The organism is Nitrosomonas sp. Is37 (assembly GCF_033063275.1).
In the GTDB taxonomy this organism is placed as follows: domain Bacteria; phylum Pseudomonadota; class Gammaproteobacteria; order Burkholderiales; family Nitrosomonadaceae; genus Nitrosomonas.
In genome coordinates this window covers 35,291-53,789 of sequence record NZ_JAWJYP010000005.1, presented here as the reverse complement: position 1 = coordinate 53,789, position 18,499 = coordinate 35,291, and the positions used below count along the sequence as shown (strand labels likewise).

20 protein-coding genes are annotated in these 18,499 nt (G+C 43.9%); 14 read left to right on the top strand and 6 right to left on the bottom strand.

Annotation, left to right across the window (positions count from 1 at the left end):
• Positions 1-35: 35 nt before the first annotated feature.
• A complete protein-coding gene (locus R2Q26_RS03690) occupies positions 36-1,304 on the bottom strand; it encodes a hypothetical protein (RefSeq protein WP_317535025.1) in 1,269 nt (422 codons plus the stop codon).
• Positions 1,305-1,610: 306 nt separating this feature from the next.
• Between R2Q26_RS03690 and R2Q26_RS03685 the strand changes: the two genes are divergently transcribed.
• Genes R2Q26_RS03685 through R2Q26_RS03655 form a run of 7 tightly spaced genes read left to right on the top strand, consistent with a single transcriptional unit; the run spans position 1,611 to position 7,517 of the window.
• Positions 1,611-2,360 carry a 3-deoxy-manno-octulosonate cytidylyltransferase gene (locus tag R2Q26_RS03685; RefSeq protein ID WP_317535024.1) on the top strand — a complete coding sequence of 250 codons (750 nt, stop codon included), beginning with the start codon at positions 1,611-1,613 and terminating at the stop codon, positions 2,358-2,360.
• Between the two features lie 19 nt (positions 2,361-2,379).
• A complete protein-coding gene (locus tag R2Q26_RS03680; protein WP_317535023.1) occupies positions 2,380-3,141 on the top strand; it encodes an HpcH/HpaI aldolase family protein in 762 nt (253 codons plus the stop codon).
• Positions 3,138-4,076, top strand: coding sequence for a phosphoglycerate dehydrogenase (locus R2Q26_RS03675; protein WP_317535022.1), 939 nt, complete (start codon positions 3,138-3,140; stop codon positions 4,074-4,076). Before R2Q26_RS03680 ends, R2Q26_RS03675 begins: the two co-directional genes overlap by 4 nt.
• Complete coding sequence (locus tag R2Q26_RS03670) at positions 4,066-5,010, top strand: NAD-dependent epimerase/dehydratase family protein (protein ID WP_090568954.1); 945 nt, start codon at positions 4,066-4,068, stop codon at positions 5,008-5,010. Before R2Q26_RS03675 ends, R2Q26_RS03670 begins: the two co-directional genes overlap by 11 nt.
• Before the next feature lie 8 nt (positions 5,011-5,018).
• The gene (locus R2Q26_RS03665; protein ID WP_317535021.1) at positions 5,019-5,654 is read left to right on the top strand and encodes an HAD family hydrolase; all 636 of its coding nucleotides are present in this window, start codon (positions 5,019-5,021) and stop codon (positions 5,652-5,654) included.
• On the top strand, positions 5,636-6,328 hold the full coding sequence (pgl, locus tag R2Q26_RS03660) for a 6-phosphogluconolactonase (protein ID WP_317535020.1): 693 nt from the start codon (positions 5,636-5,638) through the stop codon (positions 6,326-6,328). The genes R2Q26_RS03665 and pgl overlap by 19 nt, the downstream gene beginning before the upstream one ends.
• A 13-nt stretch (positions 6,329-6,341) precedes the next feature.
• Entirely contained in the window at positions 6,342-7,517 is a 1,176-nt protein-coding gene (locus R2Q26_RS03655) for an alkaline phosphatase PhoX (protein ID WP_317535019.1), read from the top strand.
• 190 nt (positions 7,518-7,707) lie between these two features.
• Here the strand turns inward: R2Q26_RS03655 and lysS are convergent, their stop codons facing one another.
• Positions 7,708-9,216, bottom strand: a complete 1,509-nt coding sequence (gene lysS / locus R2Q26_RS03650) for a lysine--tRNA ligase (protein ID WP_317535018.1) — start codon at positions 9,214-9,216, stop codon at positions 7,708-7,710.
• A gap of 176 nt (positions 9,217-9,392) precedes the next feature.
• On the opposite strand from lysS, the gene R2Q26_RS03645 reads away from it, so the two are divergent.
• Together R2Q26_RS03645 and R2Q26_RS03640 are read left to right on the top strand one after the other, a co-directional pair.
• Positions 9,393-11,063 carry a glutamine--tRNA ligase/YqeY domain fusion protein gene (locus tag R2Q26_RS03645; RefSeq protein WP_317535017.1) on the top strand — a complete coding sequence of 557 codons (1,671 nt, stop codon included), beginning with the start codon at positions 9,393-9,395 and terminating at the stop codon, positions 11,061-11,063.
• 266 nt (positions 11,064-11,329) lie between these two features.
• The gene (locus R2Q26_RS03640) at positions 11,330-11,692 is read left to right on the top strand and encodes an exosortase system-associated protein, TIGR04073 family (protein WP_317535016.1); all 363 of its coding nucleotides are present in this window, start codon (positions 11,330-11,332) and stop codon (positions 11,690-11,692) included.
• A 111-nt stretch (positions 11,693-11,803) separates the two neighbouring features.
• Here the strand turns inward: R2Q26_RS03640 and queG are convergent, their stop codons facing one another.
• Positions 11,804-12,886: a tRNA epoxyqueuosine(34) reductase QueG gene (gene queG, locus R2Q26_RS03635; RefSeq protein WP_317535015.1), complete on the bottom strand. Its 1,083-nt coding sequence runs from the start codon at positions 12,884-12,886 to the stop codon at positions 11,804-11,806.
• On the opposite strand from queG, the gene tsaE reads away from it, so the two are divergent.
• Both tsaE and R2Q26_RS03625 read left to right on the top strand, forming a co-directional pair.
• Positions 12,881-13,369 carry a tRNA (adenosine(37)-N6)-threonylcarbamoyltransferase complex ATPase subunit type 1 TsaE gene (tsaE, locus tag R2Q26_RS03630; protein ID WP_317535014.1) on the top strand — a complete coding sequence of 163 codons (489 nt, stop codon included), beginning with the start codon at positions 12,881-12,883 and terminating at the stop codon, positions 13,367-13,369. The two genes, queG and tsaE, sit on opposite strands and share 6 nt — an antisense overlap.
• Positions 13,351-14,757 carry an N-acetylmuramoyl-L-alanine amidase gene (locus R2Q26_RS03625; RefSeq protein WP_317535013.1) on the top strand — a complete coding sequence of 469 codons (1,407 nt, stop codon included), beginning with the start codon at positions 13,351-13,353 and terminating at the stop codon, positions 14,755-14,757. Before tsaE ends, R2Q26_RS03625 begins: the two co-directional genes overlap by 19 nt.
• A gap of 275 nt (positions 14,758-15,032) precedes the next feature.
• On the opposite strand, the gene rpmG is transcribed toward R2Q26_RS03625, so the two are convergent.
• The 3 genes from rpmG to radC form a co-directional block, all read right to left on the bottom strand.
• On the bottom strand, positions 15,033-15,188 hold the full coding sequence (gene rpmG, locus R2Q26_RS03620) for a 50S ribosomal protein L33 (protein ID WP_090568927.1): 156 nt from the start codon (positions 15,186-15,188) through the stop codon (positions 15,033-15,035).
• A 45-nt stretch (positions 15,189-15,233) separates the two neighbouring features.
• Positions 15,234-15,470 (bottom strand): 50S ribosomal protein L28, encoded by a 237-nt coding sequence (gene rpmB, locus R2Q26_RS03615; protein ID WP_090568923.1) that lies wholly within the window; start codon positions 15,468-15,470, stop codon positions 15,234-15,236.
• A 63-nt stretch (positions 15,471-15,533) separates the two neighbouring features.
• Entirely contained in the window at positions 15,534-16,208 is a 675-nt protein-coding gene (gene radC, locus R2Q26_RS03610; RefSeq protein WP_317535012.1) for a RadC family protein, read from the bottom strand.
• Between the two features lie 147 nt (positions 16,209-16,355).
• Here radC and coaBC point away from each other — a divergent pair, with 147 nt between their 5' ends.
• Genes coaBC through R2Q26_RS03595 form a run of 3 tightly spaced genes read left to right on the top strand, consistent with a single transcriptional unit; the run spans position 16,356 to position 18,464 of the window.
• Complete coding sequence (gene coaBC / locus R2Q26_RS03605; protein ID WP_317535094.1) at positions 16,356-17,561, top strand: bifunctional phosphopantothenoylcysteine decarboxylase/phosphopantothenate--cysteine ligase CoaBC; 1,206 nt, start codon at positions 16,356-16,358, stop codon at positions 17,559-17,561.
• A gap of 10 nt (positions 17,562-17,571) precedes the next feature.
• Positions 17,572-18,021, top strand: coding sequence for a dUTP diphosphatase (gene dut / locus R2Q26_RS03600; RefSeq protein ID WP_317535011.1), 450 nt, complete (start codon positions 17,572-17,574; stop codon positions 18,019-18,021).
• On the top strand, positions 18,015-18,464 hold the full coding sequence (locus tag R2Q26_RS03595; RefSeq protein ID WP_317535010.1) for a DUF192 domain-containing protein: 450 nt from the start codon (positions 18,015-18,017) through the stop codon (positions 18,462-18,464). The genes dut and R2Q26_RS03595 overlap by 7 nt, the downstream gene beginning before the upstream one ends.
• Positions 18,465-18,499 lie beyond the last annotated feature (35 nt).

Here is an 18,499-nt window from a genome sequence, read left to right as displayed (position 1 = left end):
ATTTACCTCATCAAAATAAAATCTTGCTAATAACTTCAGTCGCGCTCCGCAACTGCCTCAAGCAATGCTACATAACGAGGCAATACCTCTGGTCCTGATACATCGAGCATTTCTCGCAGAAAATGTTGACGATGTTTTTCAATGTAGAAATCATGACAGCCCTGAGAAAGAAATTTATTTATTTTTTCATACACATCATCACGGCAACGTAATTCAGTCTCGGGCATGTAAACGGCGATGGCAGATCGACCTGCATGAAGATAATCCGCAGCCAATACCGGTTTCTTAACTCTGACAGCTTCAAAGACCACTGAAGTAGCCAAATCAATACAAATATCCGCCCAGTTCATTAAATGAATGGAATGCACCTCATCGCCTGCTATGGTTACATTCGGTAATTGCTTCAGGGTTCTGTCCTTGGTCAAAGACTGTTTCCATCCACTGCGCGTGTGAGGTTTGATGGCAAGCTCTACCTCGGGAAACGCAGCAATCATGTGTACGACCTCATTCACTTCTTCCCAGAACGTCGTAAAGTTCGCCTTTCTCAGAAACATGACTATCTTGAGGCGACCATCCAAGCAAGTTAAGGGCGAAAGGGGCATCAGTTTTGCCAATTTGGTTAACCACTCTTCACTATAGCGAGGTGAACCCAATATGGCGATCGAGCGTTCTTTCAAAAAAGGTCGGAAGCGCTTAGCGCAAAGTTCATTTGGAACTACCAGCTTATCGAAGATCTGCGCAGCTGAGAATAAAGAATCAGGGCCAACACGCCACTCTCCTCGACGAATAAGCTGGTTGGCATGCGGACTATCACCGTGTGGCAATGAAACCGTACCCAACCCCTTTTCTCGCGCCATGACAACAACAGTCTCAACCCATTCCACAGCAATCACAGAGTTTCTTTCAATCCAGTCAAAAGCAACCACACCCTTGTCGGAATGTTCAAAACTACGCGACAGTATGTGCTCTGCAGTAGCTCGCCATAATGGTGCACGTCGCTTAGCATCGTAAATATCTGCTAACAAGCGGATGAAAGGTCCGATAAACAAGCGACGTAAGTTGCCCGTCAACAATAACATCTGCAATCGCCACTTGAGAAATTGAAAAGATGGGAATAATTCGCGGATATGCGCGACCCTAACTCCTGCGAGTTTACTTAAAAAAGAAATACGAAAATCATTACGGAATCGCTTAGCGCCAATCAAAATCACATCACAAGTATGACCCGCATCGATCCACTTGGAGATGATGGGAGTAATATGATCAATGTCGTTATAATGACGAAGAAAAAAGAGAGCTTTCATACCTATGTTATGATTACAAGCGTTTAAGAAAAATAATATGTCTACAATTTTTATGAGTCAGATCAGAAATAATAAATATTCTGAAAATCAGGCAGTAGAAATTATGCGTAAAATCCATATGAGCAATTTTACACGTCCAGTTCCTTATTTATCAAAAAAGCAGCCAAGCTACTTTATTTTTCAAGACGTTTGACCATCCTCAATAAATTCTTTCGCGATAAATGAAATAGTCTTCTTATAGCTTAAACTTGGCCGCTTCAGCCTATTAATCCCGATAAATAAATCATTACCAACCATTAACTTATCATGAAAACAATTGCAATTATCCCCGCACGAATGGGATCATCACGCTTCCCAGGCAAGCCCCTTGCTAAATTGCTTGGGCGCACCATGCTAGAGCATGTTTATAAACGCGTTGCTTTAAGTAACGCACTTGATGCTACCTATATTGCTACCTGTGATGAAGAAATTCGTCAAGCGGCAGAAGCTTTTGGTGCACCTGCCATCATGACTTCAGATAAGCATGAGCGTGCGAGTGATCGTGTCGCAGAAGCTGTCGCTGGCATGGATGCAGAACTCATTGTGATGGTCCAGGGTGATGAACCCATGACCCACCCTCACATGATCGACACTGCGGTCGCCCCGTTTCGTGCAGATCCACAACTGGGCTGTGTCAACCTTGTTCGGCGCATTGAAAACGAAGCTGATTTCTATGACGTCAATACTATTAAGGTCGTTATGAATCAACGAGGTGATGCACTCTATATGTCGCGCCAGCCTATTCCTACATTGACCAAATCAGGTTTTGCCTCAACTTCTGCCTATAAGCAGGTTTGTATCATTCCTTTTAGACGCGCCACCCTTCTTGAATATGCTCAATTACCCACTACGCCACTGGAGCAGCTTGAATCAATTGATATGCTGCGTCTACTGGAACACAACATCCGAGTCAAGATGGTAGAAACTGAATTCAACAGCCAAGCCGTCGATACTGAAGCCGATCTAGCACGTGTCGCCAAGCTGATGGAATCAGATCCATTGCTTAGCAGCTATTAACGATTTTTAAGGACTTTTCATGCAATTGAAAGCAAAGCTTGCACGCTCCGAATTGACTATTGGTTCATGGATTACGCTTGGACATCCCGCCATTGCCGAAATCATGGCTTCAGCTGGCTTTGACTGGTTAGTACTGGATATGGAGCATAGCGTGCTGGAATTAAGCGAAGTGCAGACAATTATACAGGTGCTCGATGGTCAGCGTTGCCCAGCAATTGTCAGACTCACCTCCAATCATCCGGATCAGATTAAGCGCGTCATGGATGCAGGTGCAGCGGGCATTATGGTGCCTATGATCAAATCTGCCGCAGATGCTCAAGCAGCAGTAGAATCCGTGTATTATCCTCCGGAAGGAAAACGAGGGGTAGGATTAGCACGTGCACAAGGTTATGGTGCTCGTTTTCATGAATATCGGCAGTGGTTGAAAAATAATGCAGTGATCATCGTCATGATCGAACATGTAGACGCTGTTTATAACATTGATTCGATTCTTTCAGTTCCAGGTATAGATGCTTATATCATTGGTCCTTATGATTTATCTGGATCAATGGGGCGACCAGGCGAGCTTGATCATCCACAAGTGCAAGATGCCATCAAGCAGATATTGGATGCTGGACATCGCCTGCGCAAACCAGGAGGCATTCATGTCATTGAGCCTGAGCCGAATGTGTTACAGCAACGTATTAACGCAGGCTTTAATTTTCTTGGCTACAGCCTCGATATCCGCATTCTTGATACGCTCTGCCGCAATCACATGCAAACCATAAGATCCCAGCTATGAGTAAAGTCGTTATTTCCACTTCTTCATTCGATATTGACAACAACCCGTACATCCAGCATTTGCTCAAAGCTGGAATAACTATTATCACTAATCCTCATCGCCGCAAGTTAACTGAAGAAGAAATTATTGCACTATTGGATAATGACACGGTGGGCTTGTTAGCAGGTATTGAACCCCTCACTGAACGTGTTTTTGCCTCTGCTAACTGCCTCAAGGTTATCTCGCGTTGCGGAACCGGCCTTGATAGCGTTGATTTAGCTGCTGCCAAACAGCATGACATAGCTGTTTCTAATACTCCTGAAGCGCCAGCCCAGGCAGTCGCCGAACTGACACTGGGGCTGATACTCACCATACTCAGACAAATAAACCAGACTGACCGTATGTTGCGCGCTGGCGAATGGCCACGCATGCAAGGACATTTGCTCGCTGCTCAATCAGTTGGCATTATCGGCCTGGGGCATATTGGCCGGCGTGTCGCACGGTTGTGTCAAGCTTTTGAAGCGACCGTAATCGCGCATGATCCTTATCTACCGCAAGCGCCCGCTGGTGTAACGCTTATGCCATTGGAACAACTCTTGGCAGAGGCAGATATCATTAGCCTCCATCTACCCTATAGCATCGCTACCCATCATCTATTAGATGCTGCTGCGTTCAAACGCATGAAAGCAGGCGCTATCGTTATCAATGCAGCACGGGGAGGATTAGTTGATGAAACCGCCCTGTATCAAGCGTTGGTTTCGGGACATTTAGGTGGAGCTGCACTCGATGTATTCGAACAGGAACCATATCAAGGTCCTCTACTCCAATGCGACAATATCACGGTAACATCACACATTGGCTCACTTGCCAAAGAATCACGCCATCGCATGGAATTGGAAGCAGCGGACAATTTATTGCGTGGCTTAGTCAACATAGGGTTAATTGATGGAAAATAAATTAGCATCTGATGAAATTGCTGTCGTGTTTGGTGCTAGTGGCTTTTTAGGTAGCCATGTTGCAGATGCGCTATCGGAAGCAGGCTATCGGGTTCGCCTATTTGATCGTTCATCCTCCCCTTACCAAAAACCCGATCAGGAAATGATCGTTGGCGACATAATGGATATCGAGCAAGCGATCGAAGCGGCAAAAGGCGCTTCTGTCGTCTACAATTTTGCTGCCATTGCCGATATCGATGAAGCGCATGATAAACCGCTGGCTACTGCTACCATTAATGTTCTTGGGAACATGCATGTACTAGAAGCAGCACGATTAGTTGGCGCACGCCGTTTCATCTTTGCCAGCAGCGTGTATGTGTATTCTGAATCTGGCTCATTTTATCGCGCCAGCAAACAGGCAGCTGAACGCTTCACCGAAACTTATCATGAACGTTATGGATTGGAATATACCATTTTGCGCTATGGCTCATTATATGGTCGACGTGCCGATCTGCGTAATGGAATTTATCGGATGCTGCATGAAGCCGTTCAAAAACATACTATCACCTATCACGGCAGTGGAAACGCCATGCGCGAATACATCCATGTCGAAGATGCTGCCCGGATGAGTGTGCAAGTGCTCGCTCCAGAGTTTGCCAATCGCCACTTGATCTTGACAGGTCAAGAAAAACTGCGCATCCGCGACGTAATGACCATGATCTCTGAAATCATGCCATGGCCAGTTGAATTGCATTTTGAGGAGGCTAACGTTGTGCACCATTACGAGATCACTCCTTATGCATTTCAGCCTCGCATCGGACGTAAACTGGTACTCAATGAACACGTTGATCTGGGGCAAGGGTTACTCGATTGCCTTAGGGAAATTCACCAGTACATCCATCATGCTGATGAAGATGATGACGCTACACCTTCCACCTCTGACAATAAAGCCTGAAGATGAGCATGAAAAACTGGCAAGCCATTATCTTCGATTTTGATGGCGTAATCGCTGAATCCGGCGATATCAAAACTCAGGCTTTTGCTGAACTATATCGCTCCCATGGCGAGCATGTGGTCACAGAAGTCGTTCGCTATCACCGACAAAACGGCGGGATGTCCCGTTACCACAAGTTCCGTTATTTTCAGCAGCATTTGTTGGGTAAACCATTCTTGACAATGGAAGAAGAACAATTACTTGATCAACGTTTTTCCGAACTTGTGATTGAAGCTGTTATCGCGAGCCAAGCTGTGCCAGGTGCTGAAGCATTGATTCAAAAGGCAGCTACAACGATTCCCCTCTTTGTCGCTTCTGGCACACCGGAAAATGAACTCAAAACGATTGTTGAACGACGTGGTCTGTCATCTTACTTTACTGAAGTGCGGGGCTCTCCGCTATCCAAACAGACCTTGATTGCTAATATATTGACTACCTATGCGCTCATTCCCGAGCGAGTTCTGATGATTGGTGATGCCATGGCTGACTATCAGGGCGCCACTTTGAACGGAACTGCATTCCTGGGCCGGGTCCGCCCAGGTGATGAGAATCCTTTTCCCGGGCATGTCAAGATTGTTCCTGATTTGTGCTCGCTCACAATATGATTGAACGTCGCTTCCATAACAGCATGCATGAGCTGGTTGCTGCTTTTACTGATTTTGCTACCTTGATTCTGCGCAATGCGCTCATGCAAAACAATAAAGTAAGCTTGGTTGTACCAGGTGGGCAAACGCCACGTGACTACCTGCCTGCACTAGCTCGCCAGGCCTTGCCATGGGAACGTGTCTATATTACGTTAAGCGATGAACGTTGGGTAGAAACTCAAGCAGACGCCTCCAATGAACGGCTGGTGCGCAACTATTTTTTAAAAGACCAAGCAGAGAAAGCCCACTTCATCGGATTGAAGACCTCGCATGCTCATTCATCCGAGGCACTGACTACGGTTCATGAACGACTCTGCCAACTCCCCCGACCGTTTAATCTAACAGTATTAGGATTGGGACAAGATGGACATATTGCCTCCTTGTTTCCTGGAATGATTCTCGATCAAGATACTCCCTATTTATGTCAGGCAGTTGAACCACCGCTCGCACCGAGTCTGCGCATCAGCCTGACACTGCCGGCACTGGCCAGCAGCTGTCATATTGCTCTTGTCGTTACCGGTATTGCCAAAAGGCAGCTACTCGATCGATTAATCAAGAACCCTGATCCACTTATTCCGTTTGTACAACTGATGCAGCAGTGTCAATCGCCTATCACTGTTTTTGAAACAAATTAGCCGATAATTTTTTATGAGAAATAGTCATGTCGATTTTCAGCGCCGCAAATTGCTTCGATATGGCGGTGTCGGGTTAACTACCCTGCTAGTGCACAACTTGCTGGTTGTCAGCACTAGCAAAGCAGTCATGCCAAACCTTGCATCAATTGGTCCCCTGCAAGCACCTGACCAGAATGGGGTTCGCCTACCCCAAGGCTATTCCTCTCGCATCGTTACCTATTCAGGGCAAAATTTGTTTGGTTATTCCTGGCACGCTGCACCCGATGGGGGCGCCACCTTTGCTACCGATGAGGGTGGCTGGATTTATGTCTCCAATAGCGAAATGAAAAATAACGCTGGCGGAGTAGGCGCGCTTCACTTTGATCAAAATGGGAAGTTGATCAACGCCTATTCTATTCTGGAAAATACCAACCGCAATTGCGCCGGTGGAGCTACGCCCTGGCAAACATGGCTGTCTTGCGAAGAAATTGAACACGGTCTAGTTTGGGAATGTGATCCTTTTGGGGAAAAACCGGCACAAGTCAGAAGAGCTCTCGGACGCTTCAACCATGAAGCCGTGGCCGTCGACACAAAAAATAAACAGCTTTACCTCACCGAAGATGAGCCTGATGGCTGTCTCTATCGTTATACCCCCAATTTACTCAACGCAGCTGGCCACCCTGATCTGGAAGATGGTTTTCTGGAAGTAGCGGAAATACTGGGTGATCGTCAGAAAACAGTATGCTGGCATCGCCTGCCTGACCCTGAGGCGACAAAAATTGCCACACGCAAGCAAATAAAACAAAGCAGTCATTTTAATGGCGGTGAAGGGATCTGGTATCACCAGGGAATCGTTTACTTCACTACCAAAGGCGATAATCGGGTATGGGCTTATGATACCCTTGATAACAACCTTGATATCATTTACGACGCCGCACACTATGCTTCACCCGTACTGAGCGGGGTTGACAATATTACTGCCAATGCCGCAGGCGAGCTGCTGGTCGCAGAGGATGGCGGAGATATGCAGATCGTGATTTTATCAGGTGAAACAATCAAACCCTTGCTACAACTTGTCGGTCATGACCGCTCTGAAATAACAGGGCCAGCTTTTAGCCCAGATGGATCACGCTTATATTTCAGCTCGCAAAGAGGAAAAACCGGACGTCATGAAAATGGAATTACCTTTGAAATAATGATTCCATTCTAAGTTACCTGGAAGAAATCGCTTCTCGCTTCTCGCCTATCTATTTGATATGTAGCTACGCTAAAACGTAGTTTCGCTAAAACTTCATTTTATCGAAACTCACTCCGTTCGTTTTCTTGTCGCTGCGTTCCATCCGCCTTGCGCTTGGAGTGTTCGCTACGATTTTTTGGCGAAACTACGTTTTCACAACCTCTCAGTCTTCCCGTCGCAATTGGGGAAACAAGATAACATCACGAATACTGGGGCTATTGGTCAGCAACATGATCAATCTATCAATACCAATCCCCTCTCCTGCAGTTGGGGGTAAACCATATTCCAGCGCACGAATGTAATCAGCATCATAATGCATGGCCTCTACATCGCCCGCTTCTTTAGCTTTGGCCTGCTCTAGAAAACGCGCTGCTTGATCTTCCGGGTCATTCAATTCTGAAAAACCATTTGCAATTTCACGTCCGGCAATATAAAGCTCGAAACGATCCGTAATTTCTGGGCTATGATCATTTCGGCGCGCCAAGGGTGATACCTCTGCGGGATAATCAATGATAAAAGTCGGTTCGAATAATAGATGTTCTGTGGTTTCATCAAAGAGGGAAAGCTGCAATCCACCTACCCCATCTTTAGGATTATACGCAATATTCAATTCCTCCATTCGACCAATCAGAAAATTGCGATCATTAAGCTGAGCAATTGTATATTCCGGGTAATGCTTTTGTATCGCCTGAGTGATGGTTATTCTGGCAAATGGTTGAGATAAATCGATCTCACGCTCCTGGTAGGTAACTCGAGTTGTTCCCAGCACCTTCATCGCAACTTCCCGCAACATGGACTCGGTTAAATCCATCAGGTAGACATAATCCCGGTAAGCTTCATAAAACTCCAACATGGTGAACTCAGGGTTGTGTCGGGTAGAAATTCCCTCATTCCTGAAATTCCTATTAATCTCAAAAACTTTCTCTATGCCACCGATTACCAGGCGCTTCAGGTATAATTCAGGTGCAATTCGCAAATAGAGCGCCATATCCAGTGCGTTATGGTGAGTTATGAAAGGTCGCGCAGCCGCACCCCCTGGAATGGTATGCATCATGGGTGTTTCTACTTCGAGATAATGCCTCTCCACCAGAAACTCTCGAATAGCCTGGATCACTTTGGAGCGTATTGAGAAAACCCGACGTGTCTCTTCATTGGTAATTAAATCGAGATAACGTTGGCGGTATTTCTGCTCTTGATCAGCCAGACCATGAAATTTCTCCGGCAGTGGGCGTAACGATTTAGTCAGTAACTGCAAATAAGTGACGCGTACAGATAATTCGCCTGTTTTGGTTTTGAACAAAACACCCTCAGCCCCCAAAATATCACCCAAATCGTAATGCTTGAACGCTTCATGCACAGTTTGACCTGTATGATCATTAGAGACATAAAGCTGGATTCGTCCACTCATGTCTTGAATAGTAGCAAAACTTGCCTTGCCCATGACGCGCTTGAACATCATACGTCCCGCTACCTTAACCACAATCGGATCTGCCTCCAGCGCCTCTTTGCTATGCGCGTTATAGTGGTGGTGCAATTCTGACGCCAGGTTATCGCGATGAAAATCATTAGGAAAAGCATTACAGCTTTTACGCAACTCGGTCAGCTTAGCGCGCCGTTCTGCAATAATATGGTTCTCGTCTTGAGGAGTGGCAGATTGAGTTTCTTGAGTCATAACAATTTAATTTGCTTAATAAAATTTAGATTCCGGGCTGTTTAGGTTGTTTGCGCTGCATTTATTTCACTAATTTATTCTGGTTTTGGCTGGTCAAACACACTCTATAATATTGCGACTTTGTATTATAGTTCTTTTAATGATCGCATTCCCAACCCAATTAGAAAGACAAATTTGTGAGCACATTACCTATTTCTTCAAATTTCATTCGTACCATTATTAATGAGGATAACCGTACCGGTAAATGGGACGGGCGAGTAGAAACACGTTTTCCACCAGAACCAAATGGTTATCTCCATATCGGTCACGCCAAGAGCATCTGCCTCAATTTTGGTCTTGCTCGGGATTATGGTGGTATCTGTCATCTGCGCTTTGACGATACTAATCCAGAAAAAGAAGCACAAGAATACGTGGATGCCATCTGTGATTCAGTCAAATGGTTGGGTTTTGATTGGGGAAAGCATATTTACTATGCATCTGATTACTTTGAGAAACTATACGAATTTGCTGAATATCTGATAAAAAAAGATAAGGCGTATGTAGATAGCCTGTCCGCAGAGGAAATCCGGCAATTACGCGGCACCTTGATTCAGCCAGGAAAAAATAGCCCATATCGCGATCGCTCCGCAGCAGAAAGCCTGGATTTGTTCCGTCGCATGCGTGCTGGTGAATTCCCAGATGGCGCGCATGTATTACGCGCCAAAATTGACATGACTTCTCCCAACATTAATATGCGCGATCCAGTCATTTATCGTATTCGCCATATTCATCATCAGCGAACCGGTGACAAGTGGTGCATTTACCCCATGTATGATTTTACGCACTGCATATCTGATGCACTTGAACATATCACCCATTCTCTTTGCACGCTGGAATTCGAAGACCATCGACCACTGTATGATTGGGTACTAGACCAATTAGTTGACCAAATCCCTTGCCACCCTCAGCAAATCGAGTTTGCTCGATTAAATCTCACTTATTGCGTGATGAGTAAGCGCAAGCTAATTGAGTTAGTAGAAGGTCATTTTGTGGAGGGATGGGATGATCCACGTATGAATACCTTAGCAGGCCTGCGTCGCCGTGGATATACCCCTGCATCGATTCGCCTGTTTACTGAACGCATCGGTATCAGCAAAGCTGATTCTTGGATAGATATGACAGTTCTAGAAGATTGTCTGAGAGAAGATCTCAATGAGCATGCTTTACGGCGAATTGGAATATTAAAACCATTGAAACTTATAATTGATAATTTTCCGGAGGATCAGGAAGAAGAATGTTATGCACCGAATCATCCGCAAAAACCAGAATGGGGTAAACGAATATTACCTCTTACCCAAACTGTTTATATTGAGCAGGATGATTTTATGGAAGTTCCCAGCAAAGGCTATTTCCGGCTCTCGCCTGGAGCAGAAGTTCGTTTACGCTATGCCTACCTGATAAAATGTGTCTCTGTGGTAAAAAATGACCAGGGCGAAATAGAAGAAATACACTGTGTTTATGATCCAGCTACCAAAAGTGGTACGGCAGGTGCCGATATCCGCAAGGTCAAGGGAAATATTCATTGGCTATCTGCCAGGCATGCACAACCAGCGGAAATCAGAGTATACGATCGTCTGTTCAATCATCCCTATCCTGATAGTGGCGATAAAGACTTTAAATCCCACTTGAATCCTCATTCAAAACAAATCACAACCGCCTTGATCGAACCTTCGCTGCTTGACGCACAAGCTGAACAATGCTTCCAGTTTGAACGTCATGGCTATTTCGTGGCGGATCGCATCGATGCAAAACCAGGAAAACCAGTATTTAATCGCGCTGTTACTTTACGCGATACGTGGGGAAAATAGCTAATGTGCAGGCACATACGATAATAAACAAAGGGTGCTCTAAGTAAATCTAAAGCAGATTATTATTGATTGACTGAATCGCTCGAAACGCTCACAACACACCGATTATCAATTGGTAAATAATTGAAATCTACCATTCTAGTAATAACAACTCATTTAAGGAATGCGATAAATTGTGATATCGTCATGTTTGATGGTGTCACTTTAGCATTGCAGCTGCATTAAGCGGGTGTATTTACTGTATTATTTTGATTTAGGAGAACTCAATGAAAAAATCTATCGCATCACTGTTGGTATTGTTCGCATTAGCATTCTTTTTCCCAACCGCGTCAATGGCAACTGATTACCCCATTAAAGTTGGAGAAAAACTTGCTAATGGTGTCGCCAATGCAGTGACTGGTTTTGTAGAAATTCCTAAAACCATGATGGTCAAAGGCCGTAGTCATGGCGCTACCTATGGCATGACTGCTGGTTTCTTTACCGGTCTTGTCCATGCAGTAGGACGCTCCTTAACCGGAGCACTCGATATCGCTACCTTTCTGATTCCAACCACACCCATAGTAAATCCTGCCTATATCTGGGATGATTTCAACAGAGAAACGACTTACACCGCTTGGCGCATGCGCTAGGATACAACGTAATTTTTACATAATTTTCCGGAATCACCCTCGTGGTGGATTCTGGAAAGGATCGTGTCTTTGAGAATTTTATAATAAAAATCAAACGACTGCAGTCATCAACTATTTATCATGCTGCCGCAGCGCCCATTGGACATGTTCACGTACTAAAGGGGAAGGATCATTACTGCGTGCTTGCAGCGCCTCAATGACCGCTGGAGATGAGGGAGCATTACCCAAACCAACCGCAAGATTGCGCAACCATTGCTCATAACCGATGCGACGAATGGGACTACCCGCAAGTTTTGATTCAAACTCTTCCTTGCTCCATTGAAATAATTCCACCAGTGAGACATTATCCAATCCATTGCGCACAGCAAAATCAGCTTCCTGTGTGATCTTAGCAAATTTGTTCCAGGGGCAGATCAATTGACAATCATCACAACCATATACCCGATTGCCGATTAGCGGGCGCAAAGCTTCAGGAATACTACCCTTTAGCTCAATGGTGAGATAAGAAATACATCGTCTTGCATCTAACTGGTAAGGACCAATAATCGCCTGGGTAGGACAGATATCAATGCAGCGAGTACAGCTACCGCAATAGCTCTCGACAGGATCGTCTACAGGTAGCGGTAAATCAGTATACATTTCCCCAAGGAAAAAGTACGATCCCCCTTCTCTGGATAACAGCAATGTATGCTTGCCACGCCATCCCAGTCCTGATTTTTTTGCCCACTCTACTTCCATTACGGGCGCGCTATCAGTAAAAACACGATAATTAAATTGACCTATCTTACTGGAAATATTGTCAGCCAGTTTCTGCAGTCGCGCACGCAATACTTTATGGTAATCACGTCCGACAGCATAGCGTGAAATAAATGCTTTATTGCCGTCATGGATAATGCCCCAACTTTCCTTCACTTCTGGCGGTGCATAATTCATACGCACAGAGATCACTCGCAACACCCCAGGTACTAGCTCTGCAGGGCGGGTACGCTTGGTACCATGTTTTGCCATATAATCCATGTCGCCATGGAAGCCTTTATCCAGCCACGCGAATAGTTCTGCTTCGACTAAAGACATGTCAGCATTAGCATCAGCGATACGAACATCTTGAAAACCAAGTTGTCTACCCCAATTTTTGATAGATTCTTTTAACGAAGCAACATCTAATGATGAATTTGTGGAGATCTCTTCTTGCATAATCCTTTTCTTTCCAATTCTGATACAGAGCAACCTTTTATTTTACAGCTTGCCAATGAAACAGCAACGCTAGCGCTTGGTGAGAAAATTGCCAGCATTTTGCATCCTGGCTTAATTATCTTTCTTTCTGGTGAGCTAGGTGCTGGGAAAACTACATTAACTCGCGGTATTTTGCACGCAATGGGTTATTTGGGGAAAGTGAAAAGCCCAACGTATAATCTGGTTGAGATCTATAAATTTTCTAGGTTATACTTGTATCATTTTGATTTTTATCGCTTCAATGATCCTATTGAATGGGAGGAAGCTGGCTTCCGCGATTTCTTTAATGCAGAAACAATTTGTTTAATCGAATGGCCAGAGAAAGCTGACAAATTATTGCCAGCTGCGGATATAGAGATTTTTCTTCGATTCAATGAATTAGGCCGGGAAATTAGAATTCAAGCTGGAACTGAGAAAGGAAAACAATGCTTAAAACCCTGGTAAAATCTGGAGCTACTTTTAATATCATTGCGACTGGGTATTATCAGGTTTTATTTCTAGCTTTTTTCTCATTAATTTCCATCCTCATTTCCTTATTTAGCAATAGTGCTCTGGCAAACACAAAGATTACCTCTACGCGTCTCTGGGCAGGCCCGGAATATACCCGACTGACACTTGAATCCAACTCACCTATCAACTATACCCTTGATACACTAGATAATCCTCAAAAAATTATTATGAATCTGGAAGGGGTGGCATTAACCCCTGCGCTGGAAAGTCTGTCAGGAAAAGTTAATAAAAAAGATCCTTTTATTCAGGTAGCACGTATAGAACGCCCAAAACCACACACACTGCGCCTTGTTTTAGGACTAAAAACCAGCGTTGTGCCTAAGACATTTACTCTTGATCCAATGGATGGATTTGGTCACCGTCTTGTACTGGATATCTATCCACCTGAAGAGCCTGCTGCACCCAATAAAAAAGAAGATCCATTAATGGCACACGGTGGCGAAGGCAATGCAGCTCGACACCCTGCGGCTGCATCCAATAAAAAAGAAGATCCATTAATGGCACTGGTACAAGAATTTGAAAGCAGGGTACCTACGAAACATAATAGCCACAAGCAATCAGAAGTATTACCAACAACTTTTGATCGCAATCCTCGTAAATTATCAAAAACTTACATTGTAGCAATTGATGCGGGACATGGCGGGAAAGATCCTGGCGCAATTGGACCAAATGGCACTCGAGAAAAAGATGTAACCCTTGCTATTGCAAGAAAGCTCAAAACCAGCATAGACAAAGAACCCAATATGCGTGCCGTATTAATTCGGGATGATGACTATTTTTTACCTCTCGAAGAACGACGTGCAAAAGCACGTCGGGTAAATGCCGATTTGTTTATATCTGTTCATGCAGATGCCGTCCCGAGGCTTCAGGCACGCGGCTCTTCTGTATATGCATTATCTGAAAATGGAGCTACTTCCACGACAGCAAATTGGCTAGCAAAAAAAGAGAATGAGTCCGATTTAATCGGAGGAGTTAAACTTGATAACAAAGATCACTATCTTAAAAAGACGTTAATAGATTTATCTTTAAATGCGACTATTAATGACAGCATCAAGCTTGCCGGGAACGTACTATCAGCAATTAGCAGCATTAATCCTCTAAATAAGAGAAATGTAGAACAAGCAGGTTTTGCTGTTCTCAAATCACCAGATATTCCATCCATCTTGGTGGAAACTGCATTTATCAGTAATCCAACAGAAGAAGAAAAATTGAGGAGCCAAGCATATCAGGATAAAATGGCCAATGCGATCACTGCTGGAATTAAACGCTACTTTGCTGGTAGCTCAGTATTAGCTCATACTGAATTAGTTCAGGCTAAGTAATTTTTCACATGAAGAAATTTGTGAGCAGACATTACGAATTTCTTGAATATCTTAAATCACTACTAGACAGAAAGGAAGAAACAATAGCAGAAGTAGTGAAGTTGTGACATAAATCAAAATACTAGACTGGCATTCACACGAACAAAACGATACCACCAGAAAAGATGCATGCAACGATCTTATAGGTTAGCGAGAGAAAATACTCACCTAAAGAGCAGCTAGTTCTTATTGATAAATTAAACCAAAATAGTAGGTTTATTACTGAGCACTTTCTGTTATTTTAATTTTGTTTCTTTGTATTTGACATGCTTTCTTACTACTGGATCATATTTCATAAGCTCTAGTTTTTCAGGTTTAGTGCGCTTATTTTTGGTTGTGGTATAAAAATGACCAGTTCCAGCTGAAGATTCAAGTTTGATTTTTTCACGCATAATTAAATTCCCGTCTTAATTAAAGTAAATACTTTACCTTATACACTAAACACTCTCACCACGCGCACGCATTTTGGCAAGCACAGCATCAATTCCATTTTTATCAATAGTACGCAATGCCGCATTAGTCAAGCGTAAAGTGATCCATCGCTTCTCACTTTCTACCCAGAATCGGCGATGCTGCAAATTTGGTAGGAAACGACGTTTTGTTTTGTTATTTGCATGGGAAACATGATGACCAGTCATAGGTTTTTTACCAGTCACTTCACATACTCGCGCCATGGTTACGTACTCCTAGATTTATAAAACTAAGCATTATATCCTGATTCAGAGGTATTCTTCAATTCATATCAGACCACGCTCTGCAAATGAGAGTGTGTCTCTATCACCGATAATAAAATGATCCAATACCTTGATATCGACCAGTGCAAGCGCTTGTTTCAACGATTGAGTAAGTATCTCATCAGCCTTACTGGGTTCCGCGACACCAGAGGGATGATTATGAGCAAAAATCATGGCTGCGGCATTATGATATAATGCACGTTTGACTACTTCACGCGGATATACACTGGCTTGTGTCAGCGTACCTGTGAATAATTCCTCAGTAGCAATAGTACGATTTCTAGCATCCAGGAAAATGCCCATAAATATCTCGTGCTCCTTCCCAACCAGACTAAGGCGCAAGTAATCGCGAACTGATTGAGGCGAATCCATGATATCGCCACTTTTTAGTTCTTCTCTGAGTGCACGCTGAGCCATTTCCAGAACAGCTTGTAATTGAGTATATTTGGCCACTCCCATACCAGGCAATTGACATAGTGCATCTTGATCAGCAAGGAATAATTCTGTCAAACTTCCAAAATGTTTTAATAATTCTCTTGCCAGATCCACTGCACTTTTACCCGCAATACCAGTACGTAAGAAAATAGCTAATAACTCAGCATCTGAAAGGTTTTTTGCTCCTTTTTTCAGGAGCTTCTCACGCGGGCGCTCGGACTCAGGCCAATCTGTAATTGCCATTGTTTAATAAAACATGTAAAAAATCATCGTTATCAAATTAACGGCTAATTTTTCCAACAATGTAGTAAATTACTTATGCTTATCAATTTTTGTGTTTTAACTCGGACCAAATCTTTTTTCCTATTTTCAATTAATCAGCGCGCATAGATAATTGTGACAAATTCCCAGAAAAAAAAACGTGTGTTACTTGGAATAACTGGCGGTATCGCAGCGTATAAGGCTGCTGAACTTGCACGCTTACTCATACAAGATGGTATTGAAGTACAAACCGTTATGACTGAGGCAGCTTGTCATTTTTTAGGATCAACCACATTACAGGCATTGACCGGCAAACCGGTACATACTCAACTCTGGGATGAAAGTGTCAATAACAGCATGGCCCATATCGATCTATCACGTGCTGTTGATGTTATTTTAGTTGCGCCCGCAAGTGCTGATTTTATTGCCAAAATTGCTCATGGCCTGGCAGATGATCTGCTGTCAACGTTATGCCTTGCTCGTAATTGTCCGTTGATGGTTGCACCTGCCATGAATCGCCAGATGCTGGAAAATCCTGCAACACAGCGCAATCTGACTACCTTACAAAAAGATGATATTACTGTACTCGGCCCTGCTCATGGCATTCAGGCTTGTGGTGAAACAGGAATGGGACGCATGCTGGAGCCACAAGAACTTTTTGAAGCTGTGCAGAATTTCTTTCAACCCAGATTATTAGAGAAAAAGCGTATCCTCATTACAGCTGGGCCTACCTTTGAAGCGATTGATGCAGTTCGCGGCATTATTAATTTAAGTTCGGGTAAAATGGGCTACGCACTCGCGCAAGCTGCACTTGGGGCAGGCGCGGAAGTTACGCTAATTTCAGGACCGGTCTGCTTGACTTACCCTGCCGTTAAAAAATTCATCCCCATCACCAGTGCTAACGATATGCTGACTGCAGTCAAAAATGAGGTGATCTTTAACGATATTTTTATCAGCGTCGCCGCAGTAGCAGATTATCGTCCCGCTATCGCTCACACCCAAAAGATAAAAAAATCCGATAATGATCTGATGCTGGAGCTCATTCCTAATCCCGATATCTTGCAATATGTCGCTAATTTGCCTAATCCACCATTCTGCGTTGGTTTTGCTGCTGAAACAGAAAATATTGATCAAAATGCAGAAAGCAAGCGTCACAAAAAGAAGCTGCCTTTGCTTGTTGCAAATTTGGCCCAGGAGGCGATGGGTGCAGATGACAGTACCTTGCTACTGTTTGATGATAATGGTAAACATATACTACCCAAAGCACCTAAAATTGATCAAGCACGCCGCTTAATCGCGCACATCGCTGCCTTACATAAACAACATCATAGCTAACTCTTTTGGTATGAAAAAAATCGACATCAAAATTCTTGATCTGCGGCTAAGAGATCAGCTACCCGCTTATGCTACGCCAGGTTCTGCGGGATTAGATCTGCGCGCATGTATTGAGCATCCCATTCAAATACAGCCCGGCGAATCACAATTAATTCCAACTGGTATTGCGATTCATTTGAATGATCCAGGTTTAGCGGCAATGGTGTTACCCCGCTCTGGTCTTGGCCACAAGCATGGCATCGTACTAGGGAATCTGATTGGATTGATCGACTCGGATTATCAGGGACAGATTTTAGTTTCTTGCTGGAATCGGGGGCAAACAGGCTTCCTTCTTAACCCATTGGAACGTATTGCCCAACTGGTTATTGTTCCTGTCCTGCAAGCTCAATTCAATATAGTAGAAAACTTTCAACCGACCACCCGCGGTGAAGGTGGTTTTGGAAGTACAGGTAAATGTTAAAGTACTTCTTTTTAGTGATCATTATTTTGCTGCCACCGACAGCAGAAAGCTCAGCTACCCCAACCAAGCCCCCAGCGATTTCTCTTAAGATTTTAGATCATACACTCTCGGCAGAAATAGCGCATACTCCAACTGCGCGCTCCAAAGGATTAATGTATCGCTCACAGTTGGATAAAAATAGTGGCATGCTGTTCGTTTTTCCCAAAACAAATATTTACGGCATGTGGATGCTCAATACCTCTATCCCTCTCAGCGTGGCATTTCTTGACGAACAAGGGGTGATTCTCAATATTGCCGATATGGCCCCGCTCTCAATCAATACCCATTATTCAGCCAAACCAGCAAAATATGCACTTGAAATGAATCTTGGCTGGTTTGCTGAAAAAGATATCACAACTGGAATTCAGGTAGAAGGACTCGAGCAGGCGCCTAAAGCAGAATAATCAAACCTAAAAAATTTTCCTCCTCGATCGTTCTT

What these genes read in the sequence shown, in the direction of transcription:
- R2Q26_RS03665 (WP_317535021.1), top strand. Translation starts at nt 5,019, where the DNA reads ATGAAAAACTGGCAAGCCATTATCTTCGATTTTGATGGCGTAATCGCT.
- rpmB (WP_090568923.1), bottom strand. Translation starts at nt 15,470, where the DNA reads ATGGCGCGAGTATGTGAAGTGACTGGTAAAAAACCTATGACTGGTCAT.
- lysS (WP_317535018.1), bottom strand. Translation starts at nt 9,216, where the DNA reads ATGACTCAAGAAACTCAATCTGCCACTCCTCAAGACGAGAACCATATT.
- rpmG (WP_090568927.1), bottom strand. Translation starts at nt 15,188, where the DNA reads ATGCGTGAAAAAATCAAACTTGAATCTTCAGCTGGAACTGGTCATTTT.
- R2Q26_RS03655 (WP_317535019.1), top strand. Translation starts at nt 6,342, where the DNA reads ATGAGAAATAGTCATGTCGATTTTCAGCGCCGCAAATTGCTTCGATAT.
- R2Q26_RS03685 (WP_317535024.1), top strand. Translation starts at nt 1,611, where the DNA reads ATGAAAACAATTGCAATTATCCCCGCACGAATGGGATCATCACGCTTC.
- dut (WP_317535011.1), top strand. Translation starts at nt 17,572, where the DNA reads ATGAAAAAAATCGACATCAAAATTCTTGATCTGCGGCTAAGAGATCAG.
- R2Q26_RS03670 (WP_090568954.1), top strand. Translation starts at nt 4,066, where the DNA reads ATGGAAAATAAATTAGCATCTGATGAAATTGCTGTCGTGTTTGGTGCT.
- R2Q26_RS03625 (WP_317535013.1), top strand. Translation starts at nt 13,351, where the DNA reads ATGCTTAAAACCCTGGTAAAATCTGGAGCTACTTTTAATATCATTGCG.
- queG (WP_317535015.1), bottom strand. Translation starts at nt 12,886, where the DNA reads ATGCAAGAAGAGATCTCCACAAATTCATCATTAGATGTTGCTTCGTTA.
- R2Q26_RS03640 (WP_317535016.1), top strand. Translation starts at nt 11,330, where the DNA reads ATGAAAAAATCTATCGCATCACTGTTGGTATTGTTCGCATTAGCATTC.
- R2Q26_RS03680 (WP_317535023.1), top strand. Translation starts at nt 2,380, where the DNA reads ATGCAATTGAAAGCAAAGCTTGCACGCTCCGAATTGACTATTGGTTCA.
- radC (WP_317535012.1), bottom strand. Translation starts at nt 16,208, where the DNA reads ATGGCAATTACAGATTGGCCTGAGTCCGAGCGCCCGCGTGAGAAGCTC.
- R2Q26_RS03675 (WP_317535022.1), top strand. Translation starts at nt 3,138, where the DNA reads ATGAGTAAAGTCGTTATTTCCACTTCTTCATTCGATATTGACAACAAC.
- R2Q26_RS03595 (WP_317535010.1), top strand. Translation starts at nt 18,015, where the DNA reads ATGTTAAAGTACTTCTTTTTAGTGATCATTATTTTGCTGCCACCGACA.
- R2Q26_RS03690 (WP_317535025.1), bottom strand. Translation starts at nt 1,304, where the DNA reads ATGAAAGCTCTCTTTTTTCTTCGTCATTATAACGACATTGATCATATT.